The organism is Lysobacter sp. F60174L2 (assembly GCF_052547135.1).
The window spans coordinates 528,466-549,178 of sequence record NZ_JBQWRA010000002.1 but is presented as its reverse complement, the minus strand read 5'-3'; the positions used below and the strand labels follow the sequence as shown (position 1 = coordinate 549,178).

Sequence of the window (20,713 nt, the reverse complement as noted above, 5' to 3'; positions counted from 1 at the left end):
TCGCACCCCAAACGTTCAGAGCGTCGCGACTCACGTCGCTCCTACATTTCGCGGGAACCCACTTCCATCAACTCCCGCCCACTCCGGAACTCCCGCCGCTCCCCACTCAGCGGATCGACAAACACCAGCGACCGCGCCAGCAACTGCAACGGCTTCGACCAGTCGTCCGCCCCCTGCGCCCGCAGCACCGGATAGAACGGATCGTTGACGATCGGCGCCCCCAGCGCCGCCATGTGCACGCGTAGCTGGTGCTTCTTCCCGCTCACCGGCTCCAGCGCGTATCGCCAGCGCGTGCTGCCGCGTTCGATCACGTCGACCCGGCTCTCGCTGTTGGCCTCGCCATCCACCTCGGCCATCCGGAAAAACGGCTCGCCCCGCACCAGCCGGCTGCGGCGCACCCGCGGAAACTCCAGCCCCGGCAACGGCGCCGCCACTGCCTCATAGCGCTTCCCGATACGCCCCTCGCGGAACAAGGCCTGATACCGCGCCCGCGACGCCGGATCGGCCGAGAACAACACCAGCCCCGCCGTGCCACGATCGATCCGGTGCAACGGCACCAGCTCCCTGTTACCCAACTCCTGCACCAATCGCGCCAGCACCGTCTCGCGCACGTAGCCACCGGCCGGCGTCACCGGCAGGAAGTGCGGCTTGTCGACCACCACCAGGTGCGCGTCGGCATGCAGCACCGACATTTCAAAGGGAATGGCCGGCTCGTCAACGACCTCGCGGAAGTAGCGGATCTCCATCCCCACCCGGTACGGCGCATCGGCCGCCACCGCCTGCCCCCGGGCATCGAGCACCAGTCCGCGCGCGAACCGGTCCAGCCAGGTCGCCCGGTCGATCGCCGGGAACCGCGCGCACAAGCCGTCGATCACCGTCGCCCACGCACCCGGCGGCAACTGCAGCCGACTGCAGGGCGTGTCATCCGCGACGGGGCGCACAAATCTTCCCGGGTTCCGGGCATTCGATATAACCGTCGAGCATTTTCAAATATCCTTGCGTTATCTGAGCTCACGCACTCACGTGGACTGGCCGTTCCGCTCCCGCCCGATGCCCGCCACCTCCAACCCTGTCGCCCACACCATCGATACCCCGTCCTCCCTCTGGCCCGGCCTCCTGCTGTCGGCGGGACTGGCCGCTGTCGCCTTCGGGCTCGGCCAGTGGTTGCCGCTGATCGGCGGGCCGGTGTTCGGCATCGTACTGGGCGTAGTCGTGCGCAACCTGGCGCCACCACCCCTGACTTGCCGGCCGGGCATCCGCTTCGCCGGCCAGAATATCCTGCAATGGTCGATCGTCGCCCTGGGTTTCGGCCTGAGCCTGACCCAGGTCGCGCACACCGGCATGGACTCGCTCGCCGTGACCCTGGTGAGCGTCGCCGCCGCCTTCGGCGCGGCGCTCCTGCTCGGCCGCCTGCTCGGAATCCCGTCCAAACTGAAGCTGCTGATCGGCGCCGGCACCGCGATCTGCGGTGGCTCCGCGATCGCCGCGGTGACCCCCATCGTCAAGGCCGACGAGCACGACACCGCGTTCGCCATCTCCACCATCTTCCTGTTCAACCTGGTCGCGGTGCTGGTCTTCCCCGCCCTCGGCCATCTGATGGGCATGAGCCAGGAAGGCTTCGGCCTATGGGCCGGCACCGCGATCAACGACACCTCATCGGTGGTTGCCGCCGGCTACAGCTACGGCGCCGCGGCCGGTGACCACGCCACCATCGTCAAACTGACCCGCGCCACCCTGATCATCCCGCTGTGCCTGCTGCTGGCCACCATCGAAGCATGGCGGCAGAAGAAGCACGGCGGCGGCGACTTCGCCCTGCGCAGGGTGATCCCGTGGTTCATTCTGTGGTTCGTGGTCGCCTCGGCGGTTAGCAGTGCCGGCGTGATACCCGATGCGTGGCAACCCACCATCCGCTTGGGCGCCAAGCTGCTGATCATCGTCGCGTTGACCGCGATCGGACTGTCCGCCGACCTGCGGCGGATGGCGGCGACGGGCTTCCGGCCGATCGTACTGGGGTTGGGGGTTTGGGTAGCGGTGGCGCTGTCGAGTCTGGGGGTACAGTACGTGACCGGGCAGGTGTAAGTACTGCGGGTTTGGGGTGATAACGGATAACGCTGCGTTTTTGCGGCTTTTTGCCTGGGCTCTGAGGGGACCCCGCGGAGCTGGAAGTTGCAAGCTGTTGAATTGCGGTAAGGTTTTGCGGCAGCTTGATGGGAGATCGTTGCCGGCTGTTATCTTTTAACACCCTAAATTTTGGGGCTATTTAGTCTTGGGCCGCACAAGCAGCAATCGCTCTTTGATTGGGCCGCAGCGGCTTTCGGCTCATCGCGCTACCGGCTCTTTTGGGGCATCGCGTTTGCAGCGCTCTCGCCCTTCGGCAAGTTGCTGTGCAAGTTCATGCAGGCCTGCGCGGTAGGGCTCTCGCCCGGCCAGTTCATTGCGTCTTGCGGTTCTTGGGGGTGCAGGTTCTCGGCGCGCAGGCACGGTTGTCACTGCAGCTTCGTGCAAGGAGTTGGTCGCGCTCGGCTTTCATCGGCTAAGGTGCGGCCTAACAAGTCATTCAAGCCGAACCCGCTTCGCGGCTTCGGACCATTTTTTTCCGCAGCTTGCATCATGTTGGGTCTTCACCCATCACGTTGCGGGTCGGCTTAATTCCGGCGTTAGGCGCACGACGTCCCTCGTAGTTGGGCATCTTGCATACTGTGTAATATTTCGATTTCCTTCTACATCACGTCTCTCAACGCAATGATTCTCAAGCCCAGAGAACTCCTCACAGTCGTAATGACGCTGTGCTTCGGCCTGTTTGGCAGCGCCGCTGTAGCTTCAGTGCCCGTCTCGGTCGACACGCGTGTTGAGCTGACAGCGGTCATAGCCCGGCTGGCGGACTTTGAAGAGTTCAAAGCTGCTGGCATTCCTTCCTACGATGCGGAAGTTGAGCAGTACTTTGGCCGATTCAAAGATCATCCTACCGTTGATCTGTTGCGGCAGTTTCGCAGTGATCTCGGCGTGGGCTACGGAGATACCGTCGCCTTGGCACTGCTGGCGCAACCAGAAAGCTGGGAACCACGAACAGAACTGAAGGAATGGCTACCCAGTTCGTCGACGAATTGGGACGAGCAATCGGCCGAACAAATGCTTGCAGAAATATGCAGGTTCGCACGAGACACCGAAGCTGCCGCCTTTTTCACGGCGCATTCTGCGCTGTATTCACAAGTGGTCAAACAAATTGCGGATGACGTCCACGATTCGCTGGACGCGCCTTGGTTCGATGGCATTAGCGAAGACAACAAGCCTGTTCGCATGATGATAGTGCCTGGCCTGCTACATGGTCGGGGCAACTATGGTCCCAGGATCGTCATGTCTGACGGTACTGTAGACGCGTACGCCGTGATCGGCACACCGAAACTTGCCGTGGGGGATTCGTTGAAGTGGTCCGGTGCGGGGACTTCACGGCTGCTGGTGCACGAGTTTACTCACTCGTTCGTCAATCCCTGGGTAGACGAACATGCTGATGTGTTGAAATCCGGTGCTACAGCACTGTACGAAAATAACGAAATGCGCATGCGGCAGAACGCTTATGGCGACTGGAATATACTTCTATACGAGAGCCTAACGCGAGCGGTAACACTGCGGTACTTCCTTGATCACGATATGCATGACCAAGCACTGGCAGCCCAGAGAGATGACGAGCAAAGAGGTTTTGCCTGGACATTGGAGTTGGCGAACCTGCTGCCAACCACAGCACCGTTGCTCACGACCGAGGTCATTCCTGGCATCTCATCCCTTCTGACGTCATGGGCGAACACGACTATGGAGGCACAAACTGCTACGCCAAACGCATCTCTGTTTCCGAGTTTTGGAGACCTGAACGTTGATCCGGACCTCAGCCAGATTACTATCATATTCGACCGACCGATGAGCACCGACATTGGCGTCTTCGGAGAGAAGACACCGGAGTTTTCTGGCCCGCCATCGTGGAGTGACGATGGCACTGAACTGCATTTGCCCGTGGAGCTGAAGCCTGGAACAGAGTACGAGTTGTATCTGAACCACGCCGACATGCCCGGTGGGTTCAAGTCGCGGGACGGAATTCAGCTGGCACCAATCCCATGGACTTTCCAGACACAGGAATAGTCACCCAAAGCGGCTCGGAATTACGAGTAGCGCCTAACAGCTCGTTCAAGCTGAAGCCGCTTCGTTAACTTAGGTGTTTCGGGCTCACATGACGCTTTGGAAGCAACTTGTCGGGGCTGAAGCGGTTGCGATGGGCTGGCTCATAGTTGCAGCTGGCCTTGCGGCCACCTTTGGCGCGCTGGTGCGATTCACTCCCCGGGAATGGTGGGCCCCATGGATTCCGCTCAGATCGGTTTTCTAGGCACGTTGCTGTTTGGTCTTGTGCCCGTCACACTCTACGCAGTACCCCTGTATGTCTGGCTGTCGCGTACAGGCCGAGCCAACTGGCTCTCGGTGTCGGCCGTCGCTTTGGTGCCCAGCGCCCTCCTGTTGCTAATTCAACTGGAGGTTGGCCTATTTGCGTTTCTATGTGGCCTTCCGGTCGCGTGGCTCACGCATCTTGTGTGCCGCACGTGGGTGAGCCCCAACAGTTCGTCCAAGCCGATGCCGCTTCGCGGCGCGGGTTAATTCTGGCGTTTTACGCCACATGATTCATACAAACGATGCCATTCGAAGTATCGCGGGACTTGAGATAGTTCGAGCCGTCACCGCTCAACCAGCCCCCAGCATGGGAGACGCATCAATGCCCAGCAATCGCAACGACAAAAAATCCAGCTACCTTGGCATTGGCATTGCGCTTGGCGTCGCCATCGGCGCAGGTTTCGGCGTTGCGCTGGACAACCTTGCACTTGGCATCGGCCCCGGCATCGCCCTGGGCATCGCCATCGCGCTTGCCATGTCCGGCCGCCAGTCCAGCAAGGATGGCAAGTCCAGGCAGGACGCCGGCGATGACGGTGGCAGCGACGACGGCGAGGCTTAGGCGGGACGTTGCCTTGCCGCGTCCCCATGCTCGCGGCGGCGGCGGATTCCGGAGACGCTAGAATGGCCGCCCTTCCCCGAGCCCGCTGCCAATGGCACTCAACTCCACCGTGGTCAAAGCCGAGTTGCAGGTCAGCGACATGGACCGGCATTACTACGCGACCCACAACCTCACCCTCGCCCAGCATCCGTCGGAGACCGACGAGCGGCTGATGGTGCGGCTGCTGGCGTTCGCGCTGTATGCGGACGAGCGGCTGGAGTTCGGCCGCGGGATCAGCGACGAGGACGAGCCGGCGCTGTGGAAGCGCGACTACACCGGCGCGGTCGAGTTGTGGATCGAGCTGGGCCATCCCGACGAGTCGCGCATCAAGAAGGCCAGCGGCCGCGCGCAGCAGGTGGTGGTGGTCAACTACGGCGGCCGTGCGTCGGACGTCTGGTGGGACAAGATCGCCAGCTCGCTGACCCGCTTGAAGAACGTCACCGTGATCGACCTGCCGGCCGAGGTGGTCGATGCGCTGCCGGCGCTTGGCGAGCGCGGCATGCGGCTCAATGCGCTGATGCAGGACGGTGAACTGCAGTTGATGGGCGAGCGCGGCAGCACGTCGGTGCGGCCGACGGTGCGGATGGCGCCGCGCTGAGCGACCGCGCGACGCGATGGAGCATTACGACGTCCTGGTGATTGGCGGCGGTGCCGCGGGGCTGATGTGCGCCCTCACGGCGGGCCAGCGCGGCAAGCGGGTGCTGGTGGTCGAGCACGCCAACAAGATCGGCAAGAAGGTCCTGATGTCGGGCGGCGGGCGCTGCAACTTCACCAACACCGGCACCTCGCCGGAGAACTTCCTGTCGGCCAATCGGCACTTCTGCAAGTCCGCCCTCGCCCGCTACACGCCGTGGCACTTCATCGGGATGGTCGAGCGGCACGGCATCGCCTACCACGAGAAGGAGCTGGGCCAGCTGTTCTGCGATGTGTCGTCGAAGCTGATCGTGAAGATGCTGGTCGACGAGTGCGCCGATGCCGGGGTGCGGATCGAGACCTCCTGCGGGGTCGAGCGGGTGGTGCATGGCGAGACAAGCGACAGGCTGTTCCACCTGCACACCGCGCGCGGGACGTTCGCGGCGCCGGCGCTGGTGGTGGCGACCGGCGGGCTGTCGATCCCGAGCATGGGCGCCAGCGGCTTCGGCTACGAGCTGGCGCGGCAGTTCGGCCACGCAGTGCTGCCGACCCGCGCCGGGCTGGTGCCGCTGACGCTCAGCGGCAAGCACCAGGAGCGGTTGGCCGACCTCAGCGGCGTGGCCTTGCCGGTCACGGCCAGTTGCAACGACCAGGATTTCAGCAACTTCATGCTGATGACCCACCGCGGCATCAGCGGGCCGTCGATCCTGCAGATCTCGTCGTACTGGCAGCCCGGCGACGCGTTGCGGCTGGACCTGCTGCCCGGACGCGATGCGCTGGACGCGCTGCTGCAGCTGCAGGCTGAACGGCCGGCCGCGGAACTGCGGACCCTGCTCGGCGAGTTGCTGCCCAAGCGCTTCGCCCAGCGGCTGTGCGAGGTGTGGCTGCCGCAGCTGCAGCCGTCGCGGCCTATCAGGCAGTTCAACCTGCCGCAGTTGCGCGAGGTCGCCGCGGTGCTCGCCGACTGGCCGCTGGTCGCCAGCGGCACCGAGGGCTACCGCACCGCCGAGGTCACATTGGGTGGAGTTGATACCGACGGGGTGTCGTCAAGCACGATGCAGTCGCGCCACGTGCCGGGGCTGTACTTCGTCGGCGAGGTGCTGGATGTGACCGGCTGGCTCGGCGGCTACAACTTCCAGTGGGCGTGGGCGTCGGGCCACGCGGCGGGCAGCGCGGTCTAGCGCCGCAACCGCGTCAATCGTCCTGTTCGGCGGCTTCGCGGCCCTGCTGGCGGATCATTGCTTCCTCGCGGGCGTCGCGGATCGCCAGTTGCACGCTGTCGAGGTCGGCGACGGATTCGTCGAACTCGAACTCGCCGGTCAGTTCGCTGTCGGGCCGCAGCTCGCCGGCTTCGTACAGCGCCCACATCTCCTCGGCGTAGTGCGTGGACAGCAGTTCCGGGGCGAACCGGCCCAGGCTCAGGGTCAGGTTGTTGACGTCGCGCTGCAGCATGCGCCGGGCGGCGTTGTTGCCGGCGGCGCTGACCACCTGCGGGAAGTCGATCACCACCGGACCGTCGGGCGCGACCAGCACGTTGTACTCCGACAGGTCGCCGTGGATCAGGCCGATGCACAGCATCTTCTGCACCTGGTGGACCAGGAACCGGTGGAAGCCGCGCGCCTGCACCGGCGACAGCTCCACTTCGCCCAGCCGCGGCGCCGAGTGGCCGTCGGCGTCGACCACCAGCTCCATCACCAGCACGCCGTTGAAGAACCCGTGCGGCTGCGGCACGCGCACGCCGGCATCGACCAGCTGGTAAAGCGCGTCGACCTCGGTGTTCTTCCAGACCGCTTCCTGTTCCTTGCGGCCGAATCTGGTGGCCTTGCCGATCGCGCGCGCCTGGCGGCTGCCGCGGACCTTGCGGCCTTCCTGGTACTGCACGCGCTGCTGGAAGCTGCGCTGCGCCATGTCCTTGTAGACCTTGGCACAGCGGATCTCCTCGCCGACGCGGACCACGTAGACCGAGGCTTCCTTGCCGCTCTTGAGCGGGCGCATCACCTCGTCGATGACGCCGTCGTCGATCAGCGGTTGCAGGCCGGCCGGGGTTCTCATCCAGTGCGTTTTTCAGCGGCAAGGGGTGGTCAGTATGGTCGATCGCGGCGGCAGCGTCGCGACCGGATCGGCTAACCTGAGGCGTCCCCTCCAGGAAACCTGCCCGATGCGCATTCGCCCCCTCCGCTTTGTCACCGTGCTGCTGTGCGGCCTGCTGCTGGCGGCCTGCGCCGATCCCGGCCCGCCGCCGGGCGGCAGCGTCGACGAACTGCAGCGGATCGACCTCAAGGTCGGCACCGGCGCGGTCGCGTCGTCGGGCGACGAGGTCAGCGTGCACTACACCGGCTGGCTTTACGACGAGGACGCGCCGAACCAGCGCGGCCAGCAGTTCGACAGCTCGATTGAACGCGGCGAGCCGATCACGTTCCTGCTCGGCGCCGGCCGGGTGATCCGCGGCTGGGACGACGGCGTCGCCGGCATGCGCGTGGGTGGACGCCGGGTGCTGCTGATTCCGGCCGATCTCGGCTACGGTCGCAAGGGCGCTGGCGGGGTGATTCCGCCGAACGCCTCGCTGGTGTTCGAGGTCGAACTGGTCGACGTCAAGAAGGGCGGCTAACCCGCCCGCATCACATCCGCCGCGATCTCGAACGAGCGCACCCGCACGGCGTGGTCGAACACGTTGGCGGTCAGCAGCAGCTCGTCCGGACGATGGCGTTCGACGAATGCGGCGATGCCCTGCTTCACCGTATCGGCATCGCCGACCACGCTGCAGGCCAGCGCGCGTTCGACGCCGTGCTTCTCGACCGGCGTCCACCACGACTCGATGTCGTCGATCGGCGGTGGCACCAAGCCCGGACGGCCGCGACGCAGGTTGACGAACGCCTGCTGCTGGGTGGTGAACAACCGCCGCGCCTCGGCGTCGCTTTCGGCGGCGACCACGTTCAGGGCCAGCATCGCGTATGGCTGCTGCAGCCGGGCCGACGGCGTGAATTCACGGTGGTACAAGGCCAGCGCCTGGTCCATCGCATCGGGCGCGAAGTGCGAGGCGAACGCGAACGGGAGACCCAGCGCCGCCGACAGCTTGGCGCTGAAGAGGCTGGAGCCCAGCAGCCAGACCGGCACCTCGATGCCGGCGCCGGGCACTGCACGCACCGCCTGCCCGGGCTCGGCCGGCTGGAAGTAGTGCAGCAGCTCGACCACGTCCTGCGGGAAGGTGTCGGCGCCATCGACGTAACGCCGCAGCGCCCGCATCGTCGCCTGGTCGGTCCCGGGCGCGCGGCCCAGGCCCAGGTCGATGCGGTCCGGATACAGCGCGGCCAGGGTGCCGAACTGCTCGGCCACCTGCAGCGGCGAGTGGTTCGGCAGCATGATCCCACCGGCGCCGACGCGGATCGTCGAGGTGCCACCGGCGACGTGGCCGATCAGCACCGAGGTCGCGGCGCTGGCGATGCCGGGCATGTTGTGGTGCTCGGCCAGCCAGTAACGTTGGTAGCCGAGCCGCTCGGCATTACGCGCCAGGTCGAGCGTGTTGGCGAACGCCTGGCCGATGTCGTTGCCCTCGGTGACGGGGGCGAGGTCGAGGAGCGAGTACGGGACCATGTCGGATCCTGCGTGGGGTTGAATCCCTGACATGGGGGCGACCGGCTCAGAACACAGCCGGCAACCCCAGCATCGGCGCCAACAGCCAGTAAAGGCCAAACAGCACCAGCGCCCAGAGCAGCAACTTGAGCGCGAAACCCGCGACTTTCAGCGCAAGCCACAGGCAGACGATTACGAGGACGATGCCGATCCAGCTCATCTCAGGACTCCTGCTTTGACTTGGATTTTTCGGGTTCCGCCGGGACCAGCCGCAGGTGGTGGAAGTCGAAGCTGAAGTCGGTCATCGGCGAGATCGCCTCCATCCGCGCCTCGCGTATGCCGCCGTCGGGGTCGAGGCTAAAGGTCAGGAACGCGTCGGCATTGAGCCAGCGCTGGTCCCAGCGGACCACGAAGGTGTCGTGCTGCCAGTGCGACAGGGTGCCGACCAGCGCCTCGGTGTGGCTGAAGGCGATGCGCAGCTTTCCGCCCTGCTGGCTGATCTCGATGTCGCCGTACCACGGGTCGGTGTAGGTGCCGGTGTAGTCGGCCAGCGGCAGTGACGGCTTGCTGTCGGCGTCGCGCTCGGCCTGGTGCTTCTTCCAGTCGGTCGCGGCCTCGTCTTCCGACTCGCCGCGGGCCTTGGCGTAGGCGGCGGTCCAGTCGGTCCGCGGCGCGCCAAGCATTGCGTCCAGTGCACGCATGGTCACCGCGTTGAACGCGCCGCCGACTTCGCCACTGGTCAGCACGATGACGCCCAGTTCCTGCTCCGGCACCATCGTGATCCGCGACACGAAGCCCGGCCAGCCGCCGGTGTGCCAGACCAGTTTTTCGCCGCGGTAATCGGACAGGTTCCAGCCCTGGCCGTAGCCGCGGAAGTTCGGGGTCGCCGCTTCCAGCTCCGGGATCTTGGCTTTGGGCACCGGGATCGGCGTCATCACCGTCCACATCTCGCGCTGGCGCTTCTCGCTGAACAGGCGCTCGCCGTCGGTCCCGGGGATCACGCCCTGGTCGAGCTGCGTCCGTACCCAGCGGCTCAGGTCGTGCACGCTGGAGTACAGCCCGCCGGCACCCGATACGTTGCCCCACGACATTCGCGGCGCGGCGACGAGGTCCTCGAAGTTGGCCTTGGAATAGCCGGTCGCGACGTTGTCGCCCGGCTGCAGGCGGTCGCTGTTGAAGCGGGTCGCGTCCATGCCGAGCGGCTGCAGGATGCGGCTGCGCAGGAAGTCCTCGTAGGACTGCCCGCTGGCCGCCTCGATCACCAGCTGGGCGACGCCGAACAGGATGTTGTCGTAGGCGTACTGGGCGCGGAAGCCGCCGTCGATCGGCACGTTGCGCAGGCGCCGCGCGACCTCTTCGGTGTCGTAGTCGGTGCCTGGCCAGTACAGCAGGTCGCCGGCGCCGAGCGCCAGCCCGCTGCGGTGCGCGAGCAGGTCGTTGATGCGCATCTCGTGGGTGATGTAGGGGTCGGACATGCGGAACCACGGCAGGTGCTCGATCACACGGTCGTCCATGTCGAGCTTGCCGTCCTCCGCCAGCATCTGCAGCGACGCGGCGGTGAAGGCCTTGGTGTTGGAGGCGATCGCGAACAGGGTGCGCTCGTCGACCGGCTCGCGGGATTCCAGATCCTTGACCCCGTAACCGCGCTCGAGCACGACCTTCCCGTCCTTGACGATGGCGACCGCGATGGCGGGCACGTCGAACTGCTTGCGGACGTTCTCGACGTAGGCGTCGAAGCCCTGCAGGGCGGAAGCGGTATCGGCCGGGCTGGTTGCGGCGGGAGCGGTGGAATCTGGCGTGGCGGCAGCGGGCGTCGGCGCGGTCTGCGCGGTCGCGCCCGCGGCCAACGTGAAGCCCAGCGCCAGTACGAGGGCGCGCAACCCGGGTGTCTTGAGGTGCATCGGATGGAATCCCCTGGAACGAAGCACCGACCTTACCGCAGCCGCGCGTCGATGCCTCCCCTTCGCGACCTGTAGGAGCGCCCTGTAGGAGCGACGTAAGTCGCGAAGGCGGGGATGTGGCCGGTGCGGCGGGGGTCGCCTGTCGAGGTTTCTCGGGACGCTTCGGCAGGATCGTCGCAAACGGATATGCGGGGGTTTGACGGGTTCAGAGAGTCGCGACTTACGTCGCTCCTACAGGGGCGGTCGTGCGGGGCCGGCGGTGCGGCGGCGGCCATGCGATCCTTTGCTGCCATGGCCCCTGATACCGCAATGCCCATGCCTGACACTCCCCCCACCCTCCCCGGCCTGGCCATCATCGGCGGCGGCCCCGCGGGCCTCATGGCCGCGGAGATCGCGCGTGCGGCCGGGGTCGAGGTGGATGTGTTCGAGGGCAAGGGTTCGGTCGGGCGCAAGTTCCTGATCGCCGGCAAGGGCGGGCTCAACCTGACCCATGCCGAGCTGCGGCCGGCATTCGACTCGCGCTATCGCGAACGCCGCGATGCGGTCGGTGCCTGGCTCGATGGCTTCGACGCCGACGCGTTGCGCGAGTGGGCGCGCGGGCTCGGTATCGACACCTATGTCGGCAGTTCCAGCCGGGTGTTCCCGAACGACCGCAAGGCCGCGCCGCTGCTGCGCGGCTGGGTGCGGCGCCTGCGCGACCACGGCGTGCGTTTCCACGTGCAGCACCAGTGGCTGGGCTGGACCGACGAGGGGGCGTTGCGCTTTTCCACCCCGACTGGCGAGCGGCACGTCATCGCCACCGCGACCGTGCTCGCGCTGGGTGGCGCCAGTTGGCCGCAGCTCGGTTCCAACGGCGCATGGCAGGCGACGCTGGCCGAGCGCGGTGTCGATGTCGCACCGCTGGTGTCGTCCAACTGCGGGTTCGATATCGGCTGGAGCGAGCACTTCGCCAGCCGCCATGCCGGCGCGCCGCTGAAACCGGTGGTCGCCCATTGGCAGGAGGATGGCCGCGAACACCAGCGGCAGGGTGAGTGTGTCGTCACCGGAACCGGCATCGAAGGCAGCCTCGTGTACGCGCTGTCGGCGCCGCTGCGCGACGCGATCGCACGCGACGGCGAGGCGACGTTGCATCTGGACCTCGCCCCCGGCCGCGAGCTCGACCGCCTGCGTCGCGACCTCGGCAAACCGCGCAACGGCCGCAGCCTCAGCGACCACCTGCGTCGCCAGGCGGGGTTGACGGGCGTGCGCAGCGCCCTGCTCCACGAGGTGCTCGGCAAAGCGCGGATGGATGACGTCGAAGTGCTGGCACGCACGATCAAGCGGCTGCCGCTGGTACTCAAGCGCGCACGACCGGTCGAAGAGGCCATCAGCAGCGCAGGCGGTGTCCGGCTGGAAGCGATGAACGCACGCCTGATGCTCGATGCACTCCCCGGCGTGTTCTGCGCCGGCGAGATGCTGGACTGGGAAGCACCCACCGGCGGCTACCTGCTGACCGCGTGCTTCGCCAGTGGGCGCCGTGCGGGCTCGGGCGCGGTGGACTGGCTGCGCGCCAACGCATAACTGCCCACCACTGCAGGAGCGGCTTCAGCCGCGATCTGGAATCGAACGAGCGACAGACACCCGCGCACCGTGCCTGCCCCGCACCACGCCAGCGCAGCCTGGGGCACAACGCGCGCTGCTGCGGACGCAGCGCGCACCCAGACCGACTTACCAGCGGTAACTGACCTTCCCGTAGACGAACGCACCCTGGGACCCGAACGGCGAGCTGCTCGGATACGGGAATATCCCGTGGAAGTTGCTGCCCTCGGGCGCCTTTTCCGGATAGGTATCGAAGATGTTGTCCGCGCCCACGGTGAAGGTCCAGCGGTCACGGTAGTAATCAACGGCCGTGTTGAAGATCCACTTGGCCGGATAGATGTCGTCGTTGGAGGCGTCGGTCGAGCTGTATTCCGTCACCCCGCCGTAGCGGATGGCAGTGCCGGTGAACCCCCAGTTGTTCTTCTTGTAGGTATTGGTCCAGATGAACTTGGAACGCGGCATCTGGTCGGCCAGCAACCCCTTGGTCTGGCTGCGGGTGATGCGGTTGAAGCCGACGTCGCCCAGCGCCTCGAGCACCGCCGGGTTGGGACGCACCCCGGTCACCTCGTTCTTGTGGTACGCCCAGTTGACCGTGGTTTCGAACTCCCCGCCGTCCTCGAACTCCTTGAAATAGTTCGAGACGATGCCGATGCCCCGGATGCGCATTTCCGCGGCATTGGTGAAATAGGCCAGCGCGACGTACTGCGGGTTGGTGATGCCGTTGTCCGCCAGGTAATCCTGGACCGAATCGGCCACCAGCGACATCGAACTCGACATCAGGATGCGGTCATCGAGGTCGATCTGGTACAGGTCCACGGTGGTGGTGAACGAAGGAACCGGATTCCACACCGCACCGACGGTGTAACTCTTCGAGGTTTCCGGCTTCAGCGGCTCGCTGCCCAGCAACACGGCCAACTCGTGGTCGACCGGCACCAGCCCGCGCAGGTAGATGCCCTCGGGCAGGCCCAGCGAGTTGCCTTCGGGATAGGACACGGAAGTGGTCGCCGAGCCGTGCTGCTGCCCCAGGCCCGGCGCACGGAACCCGGTGGAGACGGTCCCGCGCAGGGCGAATCCGTTGTCGAAGTCGTAACGCCCGGACAGCGCGTAGGACAGGTTGGTCCCGAAGTCCGAATAGTCCTCGTGGCGCACCGCAATCGAGGTGCTCAGCCGCTCGGTGATGTTGCCTTCCAGTTGCGCGTACTCGGCGATGGAATGCCGGGAATTGTCGCTCGCGTCCTGCGGCCCCCAGCCGGCAAACCCCTGCGCAGCACCCGTGATCCCGGAATTGCCGACGTACCACGAGGCCAGGTCGCCCTCGACGATCTCGTACCGCTGGTGCAGGTACTGCGCGCCGAAACCGAGATCCCAGTTGTCGCCCAGCGACTTGGCCATGGCGACATCGAACACGGCCTGCGATGAAGTCAGGGTGCCGTCGTGGATATCCCTGGGGCTGTAGCCGAAATCGTTCCAGAACGCGAAGTTGACCGTGTTGAAGGTGCCGTACGACACGCGGTTGGCGCCCCAGTTGGCGCTGACGTCCCAGCTCCAGCCGCCGTCGGTATAGCCTCGCAGCCCCGTGACGAAGCTCTTGTCCCGCGACTCGCCGTGCTCCACCGGCTGGAAGCCGTCGCCGTCGGGGAAGATGTACTGCATCAGGTCGTTCTTGGGTTCCGGCGCGTTGGCGCCGTACCGGTAGAACGCCATGGGCTCGGCCATGAGCATGCCGTAGTGTCCGGACCCGTAGAGGCTCACCGCCGGGCTGAAGTCGTATTGCCAGTTGAGGAAGGTGTTGTAACTCTCGGATTCGGGGATGCCGACCCGGAACTTCTTCCCCAGCTCGGTGAAGCCCGGGCGGTTGTCCAGCCCCGCGCGGTTGGTCGGCTCCTGGTTGGCAACCTCCGCGGAGATCCGCAACCAGCCGTTCTCACCCAGCGAAAAGCCGACGTCGCCCTGGATCCGGGCGCGGTCGCCATCGCCCGCCGAATACTTGCCGTAGCTGGCCTGCAACTGGCCGCCTTCCGCGCCTTTCTTGAGGATGATGTTGATGACGCCGGCCAATGCATCCGAACCGTACTGGGCCGAGGCGCCATCGCGCAGCACCTCGATGCGCTCGATGGCGCCGATGGGAATGGTGCCGATGTTCACGCCCTGCGAGCCCTGCCCGACCTGGCCGAGCGTCAACATCAGCGCACTGGCATGCCAGCGCTTGCCGTCCACCAGTATCAGCACCTGGTCGCTGTTGAGGCCGCGCATCTGGAAGGGGCGCGTGAAAGCGAACGTGTCGGACATGGACGCGAGCGGGAAATTCAGCGACGGAACCACCTGGTCGAGCGCACTGCCCAGGTCGATGGCGCCGGTCTGGGTCAGGACCTCGCTGGGAATCACGTCGATCGGCACCAGCGACTCGGCCTGGGTGCGATCGCTGATGCGGGTGCCCGTCACGATGACCGTGGACAGGTCCAGGGCCTTGGCGGACTGGGATCCGGTGTCCTGGGCAGGAGCGGCCTGGTCCACGTTTGCCGCGTCCTGCGCGGTTGCGGTACCGGCCAGTGCAAGCAGCACCGACGCAGCCAGCACGGTGGGAATATTCCGGCCCAGTCGATCATTCATGCGAAGTTTCTCCCAGCATTATGTGTCATGGAATGCCGCGGCCAAAAAGCAACCAGATCCCCTTGACCGTGCAACGGATGCCCCAACAGCCGGTCATGGAACCGGTTCAGCAGCGTGCGGGCCGCGCTTCTAACTGCAGCGCATATTGGCCGCGACACATGGCTCCTTGTTTCCATGACGCGCTCCGAGCATAGACACAAGCTGCCGACAGCCGCCATTAAAAAGACGGGCATGGGTCATAACCGCAGGTTGTGGGTCGTTTTGTCCCGGACGCGCCGCGTGCGGGTGGGTGATTCTCACGCGTCCGCGCGATCCACCAGTGGTTGCAGCGCCGGGTCCAGTGCCACGCGCTCGTCGAACACGAAGCAGCGGCCGTCATAGCCGGCGCCGCCGACCTGTTCGAAATATCCAAGGATGCCGCCGTCCAGTTGCAGCAGGTTGTCCATGCCGTCGGCGCGCAGCCACAGCGCCGCTTTCTCGCAGCGGATGCCGCCGGTACAGAAGCTGACCACGGTGGCATCGGCCAGCGACTCGCGGTGCGGTGCCAGTGCGTCGGGCAGTTCGGTGAAGTTGTCGATCGGCAGGGTCAGCGCGCCCTCGAAGGTGCCATGACCCACTTCCTCGCGATTGCGGGTGTCGAGCAGCACCAGCCGCCGGCCGCTGTCGTCGTGGCCCTGCGCCATCCAGCGCGCGAGTTCGGCCGGAGCCACCGTCGGCGCGCGACCGTCCAGCGGCGAACTGTTGTCGCGACGGAAACTGATGATTTCCGGCTTGAGTTTGACCTTCAGCCGCGCGAACGGCTGCCGCTGGCTGTGGCTCAGCTTGACCGTGATGTCGGCGAAACGCGGGTCGGCCCGCAGGCGATCGAGGAAGCCGTGGATCGCAGGCTCTGTTCCGGCCAGGAACAGGTTGATGCCCTCTCCCGCCACCAGCGCGGTTCCGCGCAGTCCGCCGGCATCGGCCCACTCGCGCAGATCGTCGACCAAGTCGGCGGGCTGGTCGATCGGGGTGAAATGGTAGGCGGCGAGGTTGAGGATCATCGCGGCATTTTACCGGTCCGCTCGCTTTACACTGGGCCGCCCGACCGCGGTTCCGCCCATGCCTGAGCAATCCACGCCTCCCGCGCCCGAGCGGCTCGCCCGTCGCGTTGCCGGGTTGACCGGCTGTTCGCGCGCGCAGGCCGAGCAGTACATCGAGGGCGGCTGGGTCCGGGTCGATGGCGTGGTGGTGGAAACACCACAGTTCATGGTCGCCGACGAACGCGTGGAGCTGGATCCCGAAGCGCGACTGGAGCCGGCCGAGCCAGCGACGATACTGCTGCACAAGCCGGCCGGCGTTGCGTCGGGCACCGTCACATCACTCGTTACCCCCGCCACGCATGCCGAGGGCGACGTCAGCGGCATCCGCGTGCTGCAGCGCCACTTCGCGCATTTGCAGCAGTTGATGCCGCTGGACGACGAGGCCAGCGGGCTGGTGGTGCTGAGCCAGGACGGCCGCGTCGCACGGCGACTGAAAGAGGATGGCGCGAAGATCGAGCAGGAGTTCCTGGTCGAGGTCCGCGGCGCCACCGGTCCGTACACCCTGGGCCGATTGTCGCGCGGGCTGACCTACGAAGGACGAGCGCTGCCGCCGTGCAAGGTCAGCTGGCAGAACGAGGTGCGGCTGCGCTTCGCGATCAAGGACGTGCGCCCCGGGCAACTGCGGCACATGTGCGCCGAGGTCGGGCTGGACGTGGTGGCGATCCGGCGCCTGCGGATCGGCCGGATCGGATTGAACAGGATGCCGCCGGGCGAATGGCGCTACTCGCCCGTCGGCGACCGGTTCTGAGCGCGGCTCAGTAGGCGCCCATGTAGTCGCGCTTGCCGACGTCCACGCCGTTGTGGCGCAGCAGTGCGTACGCGGTGGTCACGTGGAAGAAGAACTGCGGCAGGCCGTAGCCGAGCAGGTAGTCCTGGCCGTTGAAGCGGCGCTCCTTCGGGGTGCCGGGACGGGTGACGATCTCGCGCGCCTCGCTGCCATCGAACGCCGCGGCATCGAAGCTGTCGATGAAGGCGATGGTGCGGTCGATTCGCGTCCGCAACTCTTCGAAGGACTGCTCGGCGTCGTCGTACGCGGGCACCTCCGCGCCGGCCAGGCGCGCGGTCACGCCCTTGGCGAAGTCGCAGGCGATCTGCACCTGACGCACCAGCGGGAACATGTCGGGAAACAGGCGCGCCTGCAGCAGCACCTCGGGAGCGATCTTGCGCGCTTCCGCGTGTGACCCGGCCTTGTCCAGCAGCGCGGCGAGGCTGCCGAGCATCTGCTTGAATACCGGAACGGAAGCGGCGTGCATGGAAATCGTCATGAGGGGCTCGAAGGTGGGGATCCAGCCGCCGATGGTACGCGTCGCCGGTGTCGCAGTAGCTGCCTGTGCATTGCAGCGTTCCACCGGACGCGGCGAACCGGCATGACGCGTCCACTAGAATGGCGCCCCTGACGCTGCCTCCCCACAGCACGCCAACCGGCCATGACACGTCGCCTCCTCCAGCTCTACCTCGGCCTGATCGCCTATGGCGTGTCGATGTGGCTGATGCTGCAATCCGACCTCGGGCTGATGCCGTGGGACGTGCTGCATCAGGGCGTCGCCCTGCAGGGCGGCTGGTCGATGGGCCGCGTGGCGATCGCGACCAGCTTCGTGGTGTTGCTGGCCTGGATCCCGATCCGGCAGAAGCCCGGCATCGGCACGATCAGCAACGCGATCGTGATCGGCGTGGTATTCGACCTGGTCAACGGCTGGTTCGACAATGCGCTGGGTGATGTCGGAATGGCCGGGCGGATGGGCCTGTTGATCGCCGGCATCGTGCTCAACGCCATCGCGACCGCGGCCTACATCGGCGCGCACTTCGGACCCGGCCCGCGCGATGGACTGATGACCGGACTGGCGCGACGCAGCGGCTGGTCGGTGCGGCTGGTCCGAACCCTCATCGAGGGCAGCGTGCTGCTGGCCGGCTATTTGCTGGGCGGCACGTTCGGGCTGGGCACCGTGGCCTATGCGCTGGCGATCGGGCCACTGATCCAGGCGGTGTTGCCGGTATTCGACCGGGATTACCGCAAGGCCGGTGGCGGCGACACACCGGCGCCGGAACCAGTGTCGGAGTCAGGCTGACCGGCTACGCCTGTTGGGCGGTTGGCGGCTGGACCAGTCGAGCGGGTCGAGCCGGCTACGCGGGTTACTCCAGACCGGGGACCTGTCCGGCTTCCGGATGACGCTCGCGCCATGCCGCCAGCGCGGCTTCGTAGCGCTCCATCGCCTCGTCGTAGACATCGAAGATGCAGCGCGGGCAGCCTTCGCCGCAGCAGTCGGCCGCGTCGGGCTCGACCGGGCGGACTGGACGTGGGTCGGGCGTGGGTAGTGGGACCGGGTCTGGGGACATGCGGATATTCTGCCGCAGACGGGACCCTCCGTTGTGCGGGACTCTTCGTTGTGCGGGCCCCCTCCGTTGCGCGGGGCCCTCCGTTGCGCGGGCCCCTCCGTTGTAGGAGCGACGTAAGTCGCGATTGCACGGCGATCCCGGGTGGCGGTGAAATCGCGACTTACGTCGCTCCTACATGGGGTGGCGGGCGGCTACTTCTTGATCTTCTTTTCCGCCTCGGCCTGCTTCGCGCGCTGCAGCTTGTCCTGCTGGAACGCGACGACATGCGGCAACGCCCGCAGCACCTTCGAATGCGGATCCAGCGTGTACAACGCACCGGCCGGCAGGTCGACATGGCCGGTGCCGTCGCTCATCGCCACGGTCCGCACATTGCCGTCGACCGAGCCGATGCGGACATCCACCGGCATCGGAAACGGCTTGTCGCCCTCGGTCTTCCAACGCAGCGCGAGGCCATTGGCGTCACGGGTGGCGACCAGTTCCGGCAATGCCGCGGAATACAGGTAGACGTCGAAGAACCAGCGATAGTCCCTGCCGGTCACCTCGTTGACGATGTCGATGAAGTCGCCGGTGCTGGCGTAGCGCGGCGCGAAGTTGCCCGGCTCCGGGCTGTCGGTGCCATACACCACGCGGCGGGTGGCGCTGAAGAACGCCTCGTCGCCGATCAGCTCGCGCAGGCTGTGCAGCATCACCGAAGCCTTGGCGTAGATGTCGCCGCCGGGACCGTCTTCCTTGTCGTATACGTCGTCCTCGAGCATCGGCCGGCCGGAGACGATCGGATGCCTGTTGGCCAGCCCGAGCCGCTGGCCATGCAGCGACGCGTAGTACGCCGCATCGCCCCGCAGGTACTGGCCGTACAGCGGCTGCATATAGCTGCCGAAGCCCTCGTGCAGCCACATGTCGTCCCAGTTGACATTGGTCAGCTGGTTGCCGAACCACTCGTGCGCGAACTCGTGCTGCAGCAGCCAGTCGAAGCCGTATTCGCCCTGCTTGTAGTCGTTGCCGTAGGCATTGATGGTCTGGTGCTCCATGCCCAGGTGCGGGGTCTCGACCACGCCCATCTTCTCGCCGGCGAACGGATACGGGCCGATGGTCGACTCGAAGAAGTCGAGCATCAGCGGGAACTCGGCGAACAGTCCGCGCGCCTCCTCGGCGTTGCCGCGCAGGTGCCAGAAACGCAACGGGATGGTGTTGCCGTAGCGGCTCTCGTACTCGCCTTCCAGCAGCTCGTACGGGCCGATGTTGAGCGCGATCGCGTAGGTGTTCGGGTTCTCCGTGCGCCAGTGCCAGGTACGCCAGCCGTCGTGCTGGTCCATGCCCATCGCGACGCCGTTGCCGGCGGCCACCAGCAGATCGGGCACGGTGATGTGCTGGGTGACCACCTGCGGCTCGCCCATCGGGTGGTCGATGCACGGCCAGAACAGGTCGCAGCCCTCGCCCTGCACGGCGGTGGCGATCCACGGCTCGCCGGTGGGCGCGGTGGCCCAGACGAAACCGCCATCCCACGGCGCCTTCTCGGCCACGTGCGGCTCGCCGGCGTAGACGATGCGCAACGCGGCTTCGTCGCCAACCGCGAGCGGCTGCGGCAGCGTGACCGTCAACTGGCCTTCGGGATTGGCATAGGCGCTGTCCGGCAGCACCGTGCCGTCGACCGAGACCGACTCGATCACATAGTTGCGGTCCAGGTCGACGACGAGCTTCGCGACCGGCGCGGTCGCGCGGAATTCCAGGGTTGCGTCTCCGTCAATGCGTTTGCCCTCGGGAAACACCTTGAACGTCAGGTCGGCCGACTCGAACACCACCGCCTTCTGCTCGGCCGTCATCGGCGCGCCGGTGGCGTAGGTGTGGTCGGTCAGTTCGGCCTGTCCCGGCTTGGCGGCCGGGCCGGCGATGGCGAGGCCGGCCACCGCGAGCAGCAGGCCAGCGGGCAGCAGGGAGCGATGGAGTGCGGAACGTGGACGGGTCATGCGGGCAACCTCGAA

At 66.3% G+C, this 20,713-nt stretch carries 19 protein-coding genes; 9 read left to right on the top strand and 10 right to left on the bottom strand.

The genetic code is table 11. From position 1 onward, the window contains the following. Positions 1 to 41 precede the first annotated feature (41 nt). A complete protein-coding gene (locus ACT9AS_RS07700) occupies positions 42 to 941 on the bottom strand; it encodes a pseudouridine synthase (RefSeq protein ID WP_445099533.1) in 900 nt (299 codons plus the stop codon). Between the two features lie 109 nt (positions 942 to 1,050). Between ACT9AS_RS07700 and ACT9AS_RS07695 the strand changes: the two genes are divergently transcribed. The 5 genes from ACT9AS_RS07695 to ACT9AS_RS07675 all read left to right on the top strand — a co-directional run bounded on the left by ACT9AS_RS07695 (position 1,051) and on the right by ACT9AS_RS07675 (position 6,843). Further along, positions 1,051 to 2,079 carry a putative sulfate exporter family transporter gene (locus tag ACT9AS_RS07695; RefSeq protein WP_445099532.1) on the top strand — a complete coding sequence of 343 codons (1,029 nt, stop codon included), beginning with the start codon at positions 1,051 to 1,053 and terminating at the stop codon, positions 2,077 to 2,079. A 663-nt stretch (positions 2,080 to 2,742) separates the two neighbouring features. Beyond that, complete coding sequence (locus ACT9AS_RS07690; protein ID WP_445099531.1) at positions 2,743 to 4,131, top strand: DUF4932 domain-containing protein; 1,389 nt, start codon at positions 2,743 to 2,745, stop codon at positions 4,129 to 4,131. Positions 4,132 to 4,753: 622 nt separating this feature from the next. Then, positions 4,754 to 4,990, top strand: a complete 237-nt coding sequence (locus ACT9AS_RS07685) for a hypothetical protein (protein ID WP_445099530.1) — start codon at positions 4,754 to 4,756, stop codon at positions 4,988 to 4,990. Between the two features lie 91 nt (positions 4,991 to 5,081). Further along, positions 5,082 to 5,627 (top strand): YaeQ family protein, encoded by a 546-nt coding sequence (locus ACT9AS_RS07680; RefSeq protein ID WP_445099529.1) that lies wholly within the window; start codon positions 5,082 to 5,084, stop codon positions 5,625 to 5,627. A gap of 16 nt (positions 5,628 to 5,643) precedes the next feature. Continuing rightward, entirely contained in the window at positions 5,644 to 6,843 is a 1,200-nt protein-coding gene (locus ACT9AS_RS07675; RefSeq protein WP_445099528.1) for an aminoacetone oxidase family FAD-binding enzyme, read from the top strand. Between the two features lie 13 nt (positions 6,844 to 6,856). Here the strand turns inward: ACT9AS_RS07675 and ACT9AS_RS07670 are convergent, their stop codons facing one another. After that, entirely contained in the window at positions 6,857 to 7,714 is an 858-nt protein-coding gene (locus ACT9AS_RS07670; protein WP_445099527.1) for a PA4780 family RIO1-like protein kinase, read from the bottom strand. 106 nt (positions 7,715 to 7,820) lie between these two features. Between ACT9AS_RS07670 and ACT9AS_RS07665 the strand changes: the two genes are divergently transcribed. Continuing rightward, a complete protein-coding gene (locus tag ACT9AS_RS07665) occupies positions 7,821 to 8,270 on the top strand; it encodes an FKBP-type peptidyl-prolyl cis-trans isomerase (RefSeq protein ID WP_445099526.1) in 450 nt (149 codons plus the stop codon). On the opposite strand, the gene ACT9AS_RS07660 is transcribed toward ACT9AS_RS07665, so the two are convergent. The 3 genes from ACT9AS_RS07660 to ACT9AS_RS07650 are packed head-to-tail and all read right to left on the bottom strand — an operon-like array spanning position 8,267 to position 11,133. Beyond that, positions 8,267 to 9,253, bottom strand: coding sequence for an MsnO8 family LLM class oxidoreductase (locus ACT9AS_RS07660; protein ID WP_445099525.1), 987 nt, complete (start codon positions 9,251 to 9,253; stop codon positions 8,267 to 8,269). The two genes, ACT9AS_RS07665 and ACT9AS_RS07660, sit on opposite strands and share 4 nt — an antisense overlap. A 46-nt stretch (positions 9,254 to 9,299) precedes the next feature. Further along, positions 9,300 to 9,452, bottom strand: coding sequence for a hypothetical protein (locus ACT9AS_RS07655; RefSeq protein ID WP_445099524.1), 153 nt, complete (start codon positions 9,450 to 9,452; stop codon positions 9,300 to 9,302). Position 9,453: 1 nt separating this feature from the next. Then, positions 9,454 to 11,133, bottom strand: a complete 1,680-nt coding sequence (locus ACT9AS_RS07650; RefSeq protein ID WP_445099523.1) for a serine hydrolase — start codon at positions 11,131 to 11,133, stop codon at positions 9,454 to 9,456. 315 nt (positions 11,134 to 11,448) lie between these two features. Between ACT9AS_RS07650 and ACT9AS_RS07645 the strand changes: the two genes are divergently transcribed. After that, entirely contained in the window at positions 11,449 to 12,693 is a 1,245-nt protein-coding gene (locus tag ACT9AS_RS07645; protein WP_445099522.1) for a TIGR03862 family flavoprotein, read from the top strand. Positions 12,694 to 12,840: 147 nt separating this feature from the next. Here ACT9AS_RS07645 and ACT9AS_RS07640 read toward each other — a convergent pair whose 3' ends face one another. Together ACT9AS_RS07640 and ACT9AS_RS07635 are read right to left on the bottom strand one after the other, a co-directional pair. Further along, positions 12,841 to 15,321, bottom strand: coding sequence for a TonB-dependent receptor domain-containing protein (locus ACT9AS_RS07640; RefSeq protein WP_445099521.1), 2,481 nt, complete (start codon positions 15,319 to 15,321; stop codon positions 12,841 to 12,843). Positions 15,322 to 15,617: 296 nt separating this feature from the next. After that, positions 15,618 to 16,361, bottom strand: coding sequence for a sulfurtransferase (locus ACT9AS_RS07635; protein WP_445099520.1), 744 nt, complete (start codon positions 16,359 to 16,361; stop codon positions 15,618 to 15,620). 58 nt (positions 16,362 to 16,419) lie between these two features. Here ACT9AS_RS07635 and ACT9AS_RS07630 point away from each other — a divergent pair, with 58 nt between their 5' ends. Continuing rightward, entirely contained in the window at positions 16,420 to 17,148 is a 729-nt protein-coding gene (locus ACT9AS_RS07630; RefSeq protein WP_445099519.1) for a S4 domain-containing protein, read from the top strand. Positions 17,149 to 17,155: 7 nt separating this feature from the next. Here the strand turns inward: ACT9AS_RS07630 and ACT9AS_RS07625 are convergent, their stop codons facing one another. After that, the gene (locus ACT9AS_RS07625; RefSeq protein WP_445099518.1) at positions 17,156 to 17,653 is read right to left on the bottom strand and encodes a DUF1993 family protein; all 498 of its coding nucleotides are present in this window, start codon (positions 17,651 to 17,653) and stop codon (positions 17,156 to 17,158) included. Between the two features lie 174 nt (positions 17,654 to 17,827). Between ACT9AS_RS07625 and yczE the strand changes: the two genes are divergently transcribed. Beyond that, positions 17,828 to 18,466 (top strand): membrane protein YczE, encoded by a 639-nt coding sequence (gene yczE, locus ACT9AS_RS07620; protein ID WP_445099517.1) that lies wholly within the window; start codon positions 17,828 to 17,830, stop codon positions 18,464 to 18,466. 64 nt (positions 18,467 to 18,530) lie between these two features. On the opposite strand, the gene ACT9AS_RS07615 is transcribed toward yczE, so the two are convergent. Both ACT9AS_RS07615 and ACT9AS_RS07610 read right to left on the bottom strand, forming a co-directional pair. Beyond that, a complete protein-coding gene (locus ACT9AS_RS07615) occupies positions 18,531 to 18,734 on the bottom strand; it encodes an oxidoreductase-like domain-containing protein (RefSeq protein ID WP_445099516.1) in 204 nt (67 codons plus the stop codon). A gap of 191 nt (positions 18,735 to 18,925) precedes the next feature. Then, on the bottom strand, positions 18,926 to 20,698 hold the full coding sequence (locus ACT9AS_RS07610; protein ID WP_445099515.1) for a M1 family aminopeptidase: 1,773 nt from the start codon (positions 20,696 to 20,698) through the stop codon (positions 18,926 to 18,928). Positions 20,699 to 20,713 lie beyond the last annotated feature (15 nt).